Annotated in this window: 14 protein-coding genes; all 14 read left to right on the forward strand. The window is 65.0% G+C overall.

All coding sequences use genetic code 11. From position 1 onward, the window contains the following. The first annotated feature begins 110 nt into the window (after positions 1–110). Positions 111–698, forward strand: a complete 588-nt coding sequence (locus HLH25_RS19450; protein WP_182975661.1) for an MFS transporter — start codon at positions 111–113, stop codon at positions 696–698. Between the two features lie 45 nt (positions 699–743). Then, positions 744–1,211 (forward strand): MarR family winged helix-turn-helix transcriptional regulator, encoded by a 468-nt coding sequence (locus HLH25_RS19455; RefSeq protein ID WP_246402860.1) that lies wholly within the window; start codon positions 744–746, stop codon positions 1,209–1,211. 133 nt (positions 1,212–1,344) lie between these two features. Next, on the forward strand, positions 1,345–2,496 hold the full coding sequence (locus tag HLH25_RS19460) for an alpha-hydroxy acid oxidase (RefSeq protein WP_182975662.1): 1,152 nt from the start codon (positions 1,345–1,347) through the stop codon (positions 2,494–2,496). 449 nt (positions 2,497–2,945) lie between these two features. After that, on the forward strand, positions 2,946–4,103 hold the full coding sequence (locus HLH25_RS19465) for an acyl-CoA dehydrogenase family protein (RefSeq protein ID WP_182975663.1): 1,158 nt from the start codon (positions 2,946–2,948) through the stop codon (positions 4,101–4,103). Positions 4,104–4,151: 48 nt separating this feature from the next. After that, positions 4,152–5,429: an aromatic ring-hydroxylating oxygenase subunit alpha gene (locus HLH25_RS19470; protein ID WP_182975664.1), complete on the forward strand. Its 1,278-nt coding sequence runs from the start codon at positions 4,152–4,154 to the stop codon at positions 5,427–5,429. Further along, a complete protein-coding gene (locus HLH25_RS19475; protein ID WP_182975665.1) occupies positions 5,426–5,899 on the forward strand; it encodes an aromatic-ring-hydroxylating dioxygenase subunit beta in 474 nt (157 codons plus the stop codon). Before HLH25_RS19470 ends, HLH25_RS19475 begins: the two co-directional genes overlap by 4 nt. Then, complete coding sequence (locus tag HLH25_RS19480; RefSeq protein WP_182975666.1) at positions 5,896–6,639, forward strand: SDR family NAD(P)-dependent oxidoreductase; 744 nt, start codon at positions 5,896–5,898, stop codon at positions 6,637–6,639. Before HLH25_RS19475 ends, HLH25_RS19480 begins: the two co-directional genes overlap by 4 nt. A 20-nt stretch (positions 6,640–6,659) precedes the next feature. Next, the gene (locus HLH25_RS19485; protein ID WP_182975667.1) at positions 6,660–7,625 is read left to right on the forward strand and encodes a PDR/VanB family oxidoreductase; all 966 of its coding nucleotides are present in this window, start codon (positions 6,660–6,662) and stop codon (positions 7,623–7,625) included. Further along, entirely contained in the window at positions 7,622–8,620 is a 999-nt protein-coding gene (locus tag HLH25_RS19490; RefSeq protein ID WP_182975668.1) for a ketopantoate reductase family protein, read from the forward strand. Before HLH25_RS19485 ends, HLH25_RS19490 begins: the two co-directional genes overlap by 4 nt. Then, the gene (locus HLH25_RS19495; RefSeq protein ID WP_182975669.1) at positions 8,617–9,378 is read left to right on the forward strand and encodes a class II aldolase/adducin family protein; all 762 of its coding nucleotides are present in this window, start codon (positions 8,617–8,619) and stop codon (positions 9,376–9,378) included. Before HLH25_RS19490 ends, HLH25_RS19495 begins: the two co-directional genes overlap by 4 nt. 16 nt (positions 9,379–9,394) lie before the next feature. Further along, a complete protein-coding gene (locus HLH25_RS19500; RefSeq protein ID WP_246402863.1) occupies positions 9,395–9,916 on the forward strand; it encodes a flavin reductase family protein in 522 nt (173 codons plus the stop codon). Beyond that, positions 9,913–11,148 carry an amidase gene (locus tag HLH25_RS19505; protein ID WP_182975670.1) on the forward strand — a complete coding sequence of 412 codons (1,236 nt, stop codon included), beginning with the start codon at positions 9,913–9,915 and terminating at the stop codon, positions 11,146–11,148. The genes HLH25_RS19500 and HLH25_RS19505 overlap by 4 nt, the downstream gene beginning before the upstream one ends. A 12-nt stretch (positions 11,149–11,160) precedes the next feature. Beyond that, a complete protein-coding gene (locus tag HLH25_RS19510) occupies positions 11,161–11,718 on the forward strand; it encodes a nuclear transport factor 2 family protein (protein ID WP_182975671.1) in 558 nt (185 codons plus the stop codon). A gap of 19 nt (positions 11,719–11,737) precedes the next feature. Next, a complete protein-coding gene (locus HLH25_RS19515) occupies positions 11,738–12,139 on the forward strand; it encodes a hypothetical protein (RefSeq protein WP_182975672.1) in 402 nt (133 codons plus the stop codon). The last annotated feature ends 248 nt before the right edge of the window (positions 12,140–12,387 follow it).

The following is a 12,387-nucleotide window of genomic DNA, read 5'->3' on the forward strand; positions in this document are numbered from 1 at the left end:
CGTCACCGCGGCGTCAAGCGGCTCAAACCACGTTATCCTCGTCGCCATCGTGGCAGGCCTCCACCCTATCGCCCCAATATCGTCATTATACCCTCTAAGTGAACAGTATTGTGGGGCTCCCCCTGCTGACGGGCACGATGCTTCGGCTGGCCGAGAACGGAAGCATCTACATGATGTTGGTCTTCGGCATGGCTTACGGGCACATGCACCATGTGCCGGATCGCTGGATGCTGCTCGCCGGCACGCTGGGCATGGTGGCGGACGGTCTGGCGATGCCCGCCTTCGGCTGGCTGGCCGAGCATCTGGGCGCGCGGACGATCTATGCCCTGGGCGCCGCCGGCATGGCGCTGTTCTGCGGCCCTTTTCTGGCACTGGTCGCGTCAGGCAGCCAGAGCGGGGTCATCCTGGCTTTCATCGTCGGCATGGGTTTGTGTCACGCCCCCATGATCGCGGTCGAGCCAGCCCTGCTCTCCGCCCTGTTCCCGCCCGCCCATCGCTATCTGGGCGTCGCCGTGGCGCATGAGGCTGGGGCGCTGCTGGCCGGCGGCATCTCGCCCGTGGTCGCCACGCTGCTGGTCCACAGCCGGTGGGGGAATGGGGCGGTCTGCGGCTACATGGCGGCCCTGGCCGGCCTCTCCCTCCTCGCCCTGCTGGCAAGGCCGGCGAGGCGGCTCGCCTTTCCTCAGCCCCAGGAATAAGATACCTACGAGGCCGATCAATCGCGGTGCCTGGGGGAATCTGTCTTGAAGCGTGGCAAAATCTGGAAACGGGCCGACCCGACGGACCCGTCCTTTTCCCCCCAGACCTCGCCGTTCTTCCATCTCTCCCGCCTCGTCGGCCTGTACCACCTGCGCATGGACGCCCACCTGAAGCCGATCGGCATGGACGTTCCCCGGTGGCGCGTGATCAACATCCTCTACGAACACGAGACGGCGGCGATCAGCACCATCGCCGACCTGGCGGTCACGCGCGTCTCGACCATGACGAAGCTGATCTATCGCATGGAGGGCGAGGGCCTGACCAAAACCTCGGTCTCCGCACAGGACGGCCGCGTCACCGAAGTGCGGCTGACCGAGAAGGGCCGGGCGGCGCTCGACCTGGTCCGCGCGAAGGCCGGGCTGATCTTCCAGCGCGCGTTCCACGATATTCCAGACAACGAAATGGAGCATCTGATGCAGATGATCCAGAAGATCTACGACAATATCTACTGACCGGATCTCCTGACCCGCACCGCGCGCCGCATCGCCGGATTAATATGAAAAATAACTGGAAATGGAAACTATAACGACATAGCATCGACCTGCCGGCCGCCCTCGCGGCCGACAGCACGATGCGAGGCCGCCGATGGTCATTTCAGTCGAGGATGCCAGGCACGAAGCCCGCCGCCGGGTGCCCCGGTGGCTTTTCGACTATGTCGATGGCGGTGCCGGCGCGGAACATTCCCTGGGCCGCAACCTGTCGGCCCTTGCGGGGATCGGGTTCCTGCCCTCCGTCCTGTCCGGCGCGGGCACGGCCGATACCGGCACCACGCTGTTCGGCATCGCCCATCGCTTTCCCGTGGCCCTGGCCCCCGTCGGCATGGCCGGGATGCTCGCACCGGGCGGCGAAATCGCGGCCGCCATGGCCGCCGCGCGTGCCGGCATCTCGATGTGCGTCTCGCACTTCGCCCTCGCATCGATCGAGGACATCGCGGCCGCCGTCGATCCGGCGGGGCTGATGTTCCAACTCTATATCTTCCGCGACCGCGCGATGACCCGCGACATGGTGGGCCGGGCGTGGGCCGCCGGGGTCCGCACGCTGGTGGTCACGGTCGATACGCCCGTCACCCCCCTTCGCCTGCGCGATGCCCGCAACGGGTTCCGCAGTGCCACGCGACTGTCCGGCCGTCTCGCGGGCCAGTGCCTGCTTCGGCCCCGCTGGCTGCATGGCACGCTGCGCCGCCCCGACCGGATCATCCGCAATCTGGAACCATACGGAATGGGCCAGACCCTGTTCGCGCAGGCGGCCGCGATCGGCCGCGCCATCGACCCCGCCATCGGCTGGGACGACATCGCCGCCCTGCGCGACCTCTGGAAAGGCCGCCTGATCCTCAAGGGGATTCTCCGCCCGGACGATACCGCCCGCGCGGTGTCGGCGGGACTGGACGGCGTCATCCTGTCCAATCACGGCGGCCGGCAACTCGATGGTGCCGTCTCACCCGTCGAAACGCTCGCCGCCTGCCGCGACGCCGCCGGCAGCGGGCTGGATATCTGCGTCGATGGCGGGTTCCGCCACGGCACGGATGTCGTCAAGGCACTGGCCCTGGGCGCACAGGGCGTGCTGATCGGGCGCCCGTGGGCCTACGGCCTGGCAACCGGCGGCATGTCGGGCGTCGGCGATATCCTCACCCTGTTCCACACAGGAATCCAGACCGGCATGATTCTGCTCGGAACCCCCGATATCGCCGACCTGCGTGCAAGAGGGCGAGACCATCTCCACATCGATCCAGCCGGATAGCCGCGACAATACGTTTCGATCAAAGATCATTCATCATTGACCAATCGGTGGAATATTCATACAAAAAAACACTTTTTCCTTCGGGCTGCACCGCGATCATGAAAAGACGCCTTGCCCCGACAGGCTGAAACCAGCACAGGCTGAAAGCAGCCCCAGCGTCATGTCGGCTTCGCGCGCCATCTTCACGAAAGCGCACACCGCACATCCTGCCGCATCCCGAGTGCGCGACATCGAATGATATGAAGGCAACACATGATTTTACTATTTCACTATCAAAATGAGATAGCCATGGAGTCCGCTGTCGCCCGCATGGTCGCGCAGAACGGCCGCGCCCCCGGCCCGCATGATTCCCATGATCGTCATGCGCACTTTTTAGTGGAAACTTCACGTAACTATGCTAACGTATCCAAACCGTTTCGAACGGTCGGAAGCGAAGGAAAGGGTGGAGGATGTTAACTTCTGTCGAGCAGGCGCAATCGCAGTTTGCGAATGGGCCGGAATTCGATGCCCTTCTGAAGCAGATCGGCGACCGGGCACTCTCCTTCCGCAAGGCGCGCCGGCTGGATGACGATATCGTAGCGGGCTTCAGGGCCATCGGCATCTATCGCGCCTTCGTCGCCCGACGGTTCGGCGGCCTGGAGATCACCCCCGATCGTTTCCTCGAAACCATCGAGACGATCGCCAAGGCCGACGGTTCGGCCGGTTGGGTCGCCAGTTTCGGCGTATCGGCCCTCTATCTCGCGGCCCTGCCGGTCCAGACGCTGGAGGCGATCTATCGGAAAGGTCCCGACGTCGTCTTCGCCGGCGCGATATTCCCTCCCTGCCCGGCCGGTATCGCGGATGGCGATCTGGTCGTGTCCGGCCGTTGGCCTTATGCCAGCGGCTGCACCGGTGCGGACCTGCTGGGCGTGGGCGTATCCCTGCCTAACGGGCCGGCCGGCGACGGTCTGCCCCGTACCGCCGTCTTCCCGGCGGAGCAGGCACGCATCGACGAAACCTGGAACACGATGGGCATGGCCGGCACCGGCAGCCACGATATCGTGGCCGAGGCCATCCGTGTCCCGATGGACTGGACGTTCATCCGTGGCGGCCCATCCAATCTGGAAGGCCCAATCTATCGCTACCCCTCTCTGGCCCTGGCGGCTCAGGTACTGACGGTCGTCGGGCTGGGCTGCGCCCGCCGGGCACTGAACGAGATCTCCGCCATGGCTCAGGGACGCAAATCCATCACCGGCGCCCCGGTGATGGCCGACCGTCCTTATGTCCAGTTCAGCATCGCGGAGGCCGAGGCGATGCTCTCCGCGGCGCGCTGTTTCTTCTACGACGTCACGCGGCAGGCCATGGCCGCGGCCGAAAACGGAACGCCTGACGAAGCCTGCGCCGCACGGATACGCCTGGCGTGCATCCACGCTGCACAGACGTCCTACGAGGTCGCACGCCGCTGTTTCGAGCTGGGCGGCATCGCCGCGGTGGACGCCGACCATATCCTGGCGCGCTGCATGCAGGATTGCGCGGTGGTGGCGCAGCACGCCTTCATGGCACGCAGCAATTACGAAGTCGCGGGCCGACTGATCCTCGGTCGTGGCGGTCGCCCCGGCTATCCGTAAACCGATCGATATTCCTGCGATTTTTTCATTATGCAAGGGAGTCAAACCATGAGCGATCAGCCCGATCCTCGCCGCTTTCTGGAGACAGACAGGGCCGACGGATCAATCTACAACGATCCCGCCCTGTTCGATCTGGAGATGGACCGCATCTTCATGCACAACTGGATCTGGGTCGCGCATCGCAGCGAAATCCCCGAGCCCGGCGATTTCATCACCACGTTCGTCGGCCCCCATCCGGTCATCGTGTCGCGCGACCGCAAGGGCGCGGTCCATGTCATGCTCAATCGCTGCCGCCACCGCGCCGCGACGGTCTGCGAGCAGCACAAGGGCAACACGGCCAGCTTCGTGTGCCCCTATCACGGCTGGGCCTACGGGCTGGACGGCGCGCTGCGCGGGGTGCCGCACCAGAACGGCTATGGACAGGATCTGGACAAGGCTTCGCTGCCGCTGGTCAATCTGCGGGTCGAAGAATATCAGGGCCTGATCTTCGCGACCTTCGACCACGCCATTCCCGATCTGGATAGCTGGCTGGGCGCCGCGAAGCCCTGGATCGACCTCTTCATGAAGCAGGGCGCAGGCTGGCCGGTCAAAACGATGGGCGAACACAAATTCACCTTCCCCGGCAACTGGAAGATCCAGCTCGAAAACACGACCGACGCCTATCATTTCCCGATCGTGCACAAATCCTTCCTCGATTCCGTGGATCAGGAAACGCAGGACATTCTGAATTTCGTCGGCGGCACGGGCTTCGTCGAGGATCTGGGGCATGGCCATTCGGTCATGGTGATGATCCCCGAACTGGTCGATCTGGACGAGAATCTCGACGCACCGATCCCCGAACGCTTCCTCGAACTGGCCGACCAGCTCGCCGAGACCTATCCGCCGGAGAAGGTGCGCCAGATCATCCGTGCCGTCGGCGGGTCGGGCTTCAACCTCAACCTGTTCCCCAACCTGGCCTGTTCGATGGCGTTCTTCCGCGTCCTGCGCCCGCTGGGCGTGGCGCAGACCGAAATCCGTCATATCGCCATCGGCATGGATGGCGGCCCCGACATCGCCAACCAGGCCCGCCTGCGCCTGCACGAGCATTTCCAGGGTCCGATGGGCTTCGGCACCCCCGATGACGCCGAAGCCTGGGACCGTGTGCATCGCGGCGCACTGGCCGGCCGCGACATTCCCATTCTGCTCAATCGCGGCCTGGCGCATGAGGAAAAACGCGCCGACGGCAATCTTTACAGCGATGTCAGCGCCGAGACCGGCATGCGGGCCGCCTATCGCCAGTGGCTGGTCGCCATGACCGGCGAACCGGCCGAGGAGACCGTGGCATGAGCATCACCCTCGACGAAGCCGTGGCCCTGATCACGCTGGAAGCCGACCTGCTCGATCATGGCCAGTTCCACGAATGGCTCGGCCTCTACACGCCGGGCGGCAGATACGTGATCCCCACCGATCCGGACGCAGAGGATTTCGAAAACGTCCTGAACTACGCTTATGACGACGCAGAGATGCGCGCCAAGCGCGTCGAGCGCCTGCTGGGCGGCCGTTCGATCTCGGCCGCGCCGCCTGCGCAGACCGTGCGCCTGCTGTCGCGCTATCGCATGCTGGCCGACGACGGCGACACCTGCACCCTGCGCTGCGCCCAGTATCTCAAGGAACTGCGCCAGCACCGCGAACGCGATTACGCCGCCAACATCACCTATCGCCTGGTCCGCACTCCGGACGGGCTGAAGATCGACCTGAAGGTGATCCGGCTGCTGATCGCCACGGAAGCCCTCACAGCGGTGAGCTACATCCTGTGAGCACCACCGCAAAAGCTCCCGTGGCCCTCGTCACGGGCGGCGCGCGCGGCCTGGGCGCCGCGATCGCCGAAGCCCTGGCGGCAGCGGGCTACCAGGTCGTGCTGGGCGACCGCGACCTGTCGCTTGCCCAGGCCACCGCCACCCGCCTCGGCGGCCATGCGGTCGCGCTGGACGTTGCGTCCGAGGCGGCGATCGAAACCGCGCTCGACACGATAGAGGCCACGCACGGCCTTCCCTGGCTGCTGGTCAACAACGCGGCGATCATGAAGGCTCAGAAGGTGCTCGATATCGACATCGACACCTTCGACGCGGTGATGGCGGTCAATCTGCGCGGCAATTTCCTCTGCACGCAGCGTTTCGCCCGCCGCCTCCGCGCCCGCGACCAGGCCGGCCGCATCGTCAATATCGGCTCGCTGGCGGGTCAGAACGGCGGTACCGCGACCGGGGCGCATTACGCGGCATCCAAGGGCGCGGTCCACACGCTGACCAAGGTCTTCGCGCGCGACCTGGCCCCCCACGGCATCACGGTGAACGCGATCGCGCCCGGCCCGCTGGACCTGCCCTCGGTGGCCGAGACCATCGGCGCCGACGCCGCCGCGCGCATCGCATCCGGCCTGCCGACCGGCCATCTGGGCGACCCGGCCACCATCGCGCGCATGGTCGTCGAACTGGCGCGCGCCGACGCCGGCTCCATCACCGGCGCCACCATCGACATCAATTGCGGCCTCTATCTGCGATAGAGCCGGAGGAGAGCAGACGGATGACCACCAGCCGCGCACGGATCGAAACCGTCATCGACACCGTCGAACAACGAGGCGACGTGCTGATCTTCGATCTGCTGCCCCAGGCCGGCACCCTGCCGCCGTGGCAGGCCGGGGCGCATATCGACCTGTTCCTGGACGACGATCTGGTGCGGCAATATTCGCTCTGCGGTGATCCGGCGGATCGCGCGCGTTACCGGCTCGGCGTCCTGCTCGAACCACAGGGGCGCGGCGGATCGCGCGCCGTGCATGATCGCGTGCGGCCCGGCGCCACGCTGGCCATCGGCGCGCCGCGCAATCTCTTCCCACTCGACACGGGCCATCGTGGCGAGGCGCTCCTGGTCGGCGGCGGCATCGGCGTCACCCCCCTCATCGCGATGGCCCACACGCTGACCCACGCAAACCAGCGATTCACCCTGCATTATGTGACCCGCGACCCCGTCTTCACCCCCCTGCTGGCACGCGAAGGTTTTGCCGCACAGGTCCAGATCCACGATCGCAGCCAGCCGGACACGCCGCGCTTCGATCCCCACGCCGCGATCGCTGCCGCCATCGCCCGCAATGGCGGCGCCTCGGAACTCTGCGTCTATAGTTGCGGCCCGGTCGGGCTGATGGACGCGGTGGCCGAGGCCGCGCTGGCGCTGGGCCTGACGCCCGAGCAGATTCATCGCGAGGCTTTCTCCGCCCTGCCCGTCGAAAACGGCGGCAGTTTCGAGGTCCTGGCCGCCAAATCGGGGGTGCGCGTCACTGTCGCCGCCGACGAACCGATCACGGCCGCCCTCGCCCGCGCCGGCGTCAGGGTGCGGGTCAATTGCGAACAGGGCATCTGCGGCACCTGCGTCGCCACGGTGCTGGAAGGCGAACCCGAGCACCGCGACGAATATCTGACTGAAGACGAGCGCACCGACCAGATCGCGCTCTGCTGCTCGCGCGCGCTCAGCCCCCTGCTGGTGGTCGATCTGTGACAGGGCTGCGTCTCTGCGTCGCCGGCGTCGGCGCGCTCGGCGGCACTCTGGCGGCCTGCCTGGCACGAGGCGGCGCATCGGTTTCGCTGATCGCACGCGGCGAAACCCTGTCCCGCCTGCGCACCCAGGGCCTGACCCTGACCGAATCCGGCACCGTCTTCACATGCCAACCCGCCGTTGCCGAGCGCGCCGCAGGCCCGGTCGACGTCCTGTTCCTCACCGTCAAGTCGCATCAACTGTCCAGCCTGCTGCCGGCGGTCCTGCCGGCCATCGGCCGTGACACATTGATCGTCCCCATCATCAACGGCGTGCCCTGGTGGATGGCGACGGACGACACTTCGCCCGCTTTTCGCACGCTTCCCCCCCTGCTGGACCCGACAGGCCAACTGGCCTCCCATCTGCCGACACAGCAGATCGCGGGCGGCGTCGCCTACGCCTTTTCCTCCAGCGAGGCACCCGGACAGATTCATTCCCTGCGGCCGATGCGCCTGGTGCTGGGCCTTGTCGCCCCCGACATGTCCGGTCGGGATAGCCGCCTGAACATTCTGGCGGCCCTGCTCAACACCTGCGGAATCGACGCCTCCGTTTCCGGCAGCATCCACGCCGAAGTCTGGACCAAACTGGTCAGCAACGTCGCATCGAACCCGCTCTCGGTCATCACGGGCGCCACGCTCGGCACCATGGCGACCGACCGGGCCACACGCGCGATCGTCCACGCAACGCTGGACGAAGCCATGGCCGTCGGCATGGCCTGCGGCATTCCCACCCTCAAACCGGCCGAGGCGATCTGCGCCATGATGGCGGCCGCCGGCCCCCACCAGACCTCCATGCTGCAGGATTTCCGTGCCGGCCGCTTCCTCGAAACCGTGGCCATCGGCGACGCACTCGTCGCGCTCGCGCGCGCGCTGGCCGTGCCGACACCCGTCACCGACACGCTACTGGGCCTCGTGGCCTTTCAACGTCATTCCCTGCCCCTAAAGGAACAGACATCATGACCAGCGATGCGTTGCAGGACGAATGGACCCTTCGGGTTCGTCTGGCGGAGTGCTACCACCTCGTCAGCCATCTCGGCTGGACCGAGATGATCTTCAACCACATCTCGCTGCGCCTGCCCGGCGAGCCGACGCGCTACCTCGTCAATCCGTTCGGCCTCCATTACGAGGAGGTAACGCCGGAAAACCTGCTGGTGGTCAATGCCAGCGGCGAACTGGTCACCCAGTCGGACAACAAGCCCAATCCTGCCGGCTTCGCCCTGCACGGCGCGATCCACACCGCCCGTGACGATATCCATTGCGTCATCCACACCCACACCAGCGCCGTCACCGCCGTGGCGATGAAGGAGACGGGCTTCAGCCACGATAATTTCTACGGCGCGCAGTTATTCGGCCGCGTCGGCTATCACGCCTTCGAAGGCATCACGCTCTATGACGAAGAACGTCCGCGCATGCTGGAAAACCTGGGCGACAAGCATGTGCTGGTCCTGCGCAATCACGGCCTCGCGGTCGGCGAGGCCGATGTCGCGCGTGCCTTCTTCCTGCTCTGGATCTGCCAGCGCGCCGCCGAAATCCAGTGCCATACCGGCATGATTCCCGGCACCGACGTCAAACTGTCCGACGAGATCCGCCTCGGCTGCGCCCGCGACGCCGCCGGCCTGATCACCCACTCCTCGGCGGCCGATCTGATGTTCGATGCCGCCGTGCGCAAGATGCGCCGCGAACGCGGACCGCTCTGGCCCGGCGACAACGCGGCCTGACGGAAGGACAATTCACATGACGTCCGCTTCCATCACATCCGATCAGTTCCGACAGGCGATGGCGCATTTTGCCACCGGTGTGGCAGTCGTAACCGCCCAGGACGATCACGGCGACCAGGGCGCAACCATCAGCGCCCTCAGTTCGGTATCGCTTGATCCGCTGACCCTGCTCATCTGCCTCAAACGCGGCAGCGCCACCTGCCGGGCCATCGAACACGCCCGACGCTTCGGCCTCAGCGTGCTGTCTCGCGAACAGGAGCCGATCGCCCGTTATTTCGCCATGCCGGCGGACCGCAAACAGGGCACAGTCGCCACACGCCGCGAAGCCGATGGTACGGTGCTGGTCGAGGGCGCCCTGGTCCACATCGCCGCCGAAGTGGTCGAAACGCTGCGCGGCGGCACACACGAGATCTTTCTCGCCCGACCACTCAGCGTCACGGTCGATTCCGACCCAGCGGCCGGCCCGCTGCTTTATTTCCGGGGCGCCTTCGATCTCCCCGCACATACGGAACGCCATGCAGGGACAGGAATGTCATGACAGGCCAGACCATCGACCCCACCGCCCGTCTCGCGCACATCGCTCGCTTCGAGCCAGAGATCCGGGCCTTCACAGCCTGCGATCCCGCACGCATAGAGGCGGATCTGCGCACAGCCCCTCCCGGCCCTCTCTCCGGCCGTCTGGTCGGCGTCAAGGATATCATCGACACCGCGCATTATCCGACAGGCTACGGGTCGGACATCTATGCCGGCCACCGCGCGACGGGCGACGCGGCCTGCGTCGCGTTGCTGCGCGCGGCCGGCGCCACCATGGCAGGCAAGACCGTCACCACCGAATTCGCCTTCTTCCGACCTGGCCCAACGACCAATCCGTTCGATCCGGCGCGCACGCCGGGCGGCTCGTCCAGCGGGTCCGCCGCCGCCGTGGCCATGGGCATGGTCGATATCGGCATCGCCTCTCAGACGGCCGCCTCTCTTACCCGCCCGGCGTCCTATTGCGGCGTCGTCGGCTTCAAACCCACGTACGGACGCTATGCGCTCTCCGGGGTCAAGGCGCTCGGCCCGTCCTTCGATGCGCTCGGAACCATCACGCCGGACGTCGCAACGGCCATCGCGGCGGATGCCGTGCTGGCCGGCCCGGTCCCCGCCGCGTCGACCATCGTCCCGCGTGCCCCCGCCCGCATCGGCATCTGCCGCACCCCCTGGTGGCACGAAGCCGAAGACGGCACACGCATGGCGATGGCCGAGGCCGAACGTATCTTCAGCGCCCATACGACGGTCGAAATGGTGGAGATGGACGAGTTCGCCGCCGCAGCCGATCTGCACATCACGATCATGAGCTTCGAGGCCGCCCAAGCCCTGGCCTGGGAATATCAGGCGCGCCGCGAGACATGCAGCCCGCAGATCGTCGGCCTCATCGAAGCCGGACGCGCCATCACCCGCGCCACGTACGAACACGCACAGAACGAAGCCGCGAGACTGCGGACACGCGCCGCAGCCCTTTTCACCCGGTACGACATGCTGGTGGCGCCTGCGGCGCCCGGTGAAGCTCCGTTACGCACCCAGGGTACAGGCAGTCCGATCTTCAGCCGCCTGTGGACCCTGCTCTACCTTCCTACCGTGACACTGCCGGGTCTCGTTGGTCCACTGAACATGCCGGTCGGCATCCAGTGCCTCGGTCCACATGGGGCAGACGAGACACTGTTTGAACACGCACTCTGGGCGGAAGCCCTGCTGCCCACTCGCCCCCTGTCATCCCTTCTGAAATCGTAAGGAAACCTCGCCGTGAGCATCGAGAAACGCTTGAGCATTCTGGAAGCGAAGCTGGAGGAACTGTCCGCCGAAGCGGATATCCGCCGACTTCAGGCCCGATACATGTTCCTGTGCGACACCCCTTGCCCGGAGGTCGGCCAGATCGACGATGTCGAACGTATCGCCCGAATTATGGATTTATATTGTGAAGACGCGATCTGGGAGGGTGTCGGTGCCTATTACGACAATCAGTTCGGACGTGCAGTGGGCAAAGACGCAATTCGCACCCATTTCGAAAAGTTCTGGAGTCCCGCCCGCAAACCCGGCCTACTGCTCAACGCGCATTACCTGACGTCCGAGCAGATTCATGTCCATGGTGATGAGGCCGACGGCCAGTGGATTCACTGTCAGCCCTGGATTTTCGACGATGGAACAGCGCTTTTGCGCTCGAGCCGTCTCAACAATCTGTTCCGCAAGGTTGACGGCGTATGGAAAGTGGCCCGTACCCGAACCGAGAATGTCTTCGTTGCACCGCTGACATCCGGCTGGGCTAACGCTTATCCAGCTGTTTCCGTCCTTATGAACCCCTGACCTCAGGAATTCTTTTATCATGGCTGATACTGATACATTGCTCAAGACTGTCGAGAATGAAGTCATCGCTCTGCATGTTGTCCTTCAGGCTTGGTTTCGTGGTGAAGGCACTGACGACACGGGTTCTGTTCTCAAGCATTTTTCCAAAAATTATACCATGATTGGCGCAGCCGGTCGTGTCCTGCCTCTTGAGGCGTTTGCTAAGGCGCTCCCAACCCTGCGCGGTTCTCGACCTGGACTGGTTATGACAATTGAGAACGTCATGCTCCGCCATGTCTTCCCCGGTGGCGTCCTGGCCACGTACCGAGAAATCCAGACTCAAGGGGAAACTCGGACTGAGCGCTGGTCAAGCGTGACCTTCCAAAGAGAACCGACGGGAACATTACTGTGGACGTTCCTGCACGAGACCTTCTGCGACTGATCGAAGGACCGATCGGTTGGGAGCATAGAGCTGGCCCCATTCGCTCGGACAGATTTGCGGGTTGAATAAGCTATTGCCCGGTGTTGCTATGCCGCCAATTTCTCGTTGTTGCTGACCGACACCGTTGCCGGGGTTAACCCCCAATACTGTTCACTTAGAGTGATAATCTGCTAGGTTCTCTCCGATAGGAGGGAAGCGGCATGGCGCGAATAGCAGCGGCGTTCGATGGAGACGCGGGAATTGGTGAT

It is taken from the genome of Gluconacetobacter dulcium (assembly GCF_014174165.1).
Lineage (GTDB): Bacteria > Pseudomonadota > Alphaproteobacteria > Acetobacterales > Acetobacteraceae > Gluconacetobacter > Gluconacetobacter dulcium.

Bases quoted from the DNA above. Each gene is read 5' to 3' on its own strand.
- HLH25_RS19460 (WP_182975662.1), top strand. From the start codon at position 1,345: ATGGTCATTTCAGTCGAGGATGCCAGGCACGAAGCCCGCCGCCGGGTG.
- HLH25_RS19465 (WP_182975663.1), top strand. From the start codon at position 2,946: ATGTTAACTTCTGTCGAGCAGGCGCAATCGCAGTTTGCGAATGGGCCG.
- HLH25_RS19470 (WP_182975664.1), top strand. From the start codon at position 4,152: ATGAGCGATCAGCCCGATCCTCGCCGCTTTCTGGAGACAGACAGGGCC.
- HLH25_RS19475 (WP_182975665.1), top strand. From the start codon at position 5,426: ATGAGCATCACCCTCGACGAAGCCGTGGCCCTGATCACGCTGGAAGCC.
- HLH25_RS19485 (WP_182975667.1), top strand. From the start codon at position 6,660: ATGACCACCAGCCGCGCACGGATCGAAACCGTCATCGACACCGTCGAA.
- HLH25_RS19495 (WP_182975669.1), top strand. From the start codon at position 8,617: ATGACCAGCGATGCGTTGCAGGACGAATGGACCCTTCGGGTTCGTCTG.
- HLH25_RS19500 (WP_246402863.1), top strand. From the start codon at position 9,395: ATGACGTCCGCTTCCATCACATCCGATCAGTTCCGACAGGCGATGGCG.
- HLH25_RS19505 (WP_182975670.1), top strand. From the start codon at position 9,913: ATGACAGGCCAGACCATCGACCCCACCGCCCGTCTCGCGCACATCGCT.
- HLH25_RS19515 (WP_182975672.1), top strand. From the start codon at position 11,738: ATGGCTGATACTGATACATTGCTCAAGACTGTCGAGAATGAAGTCATC.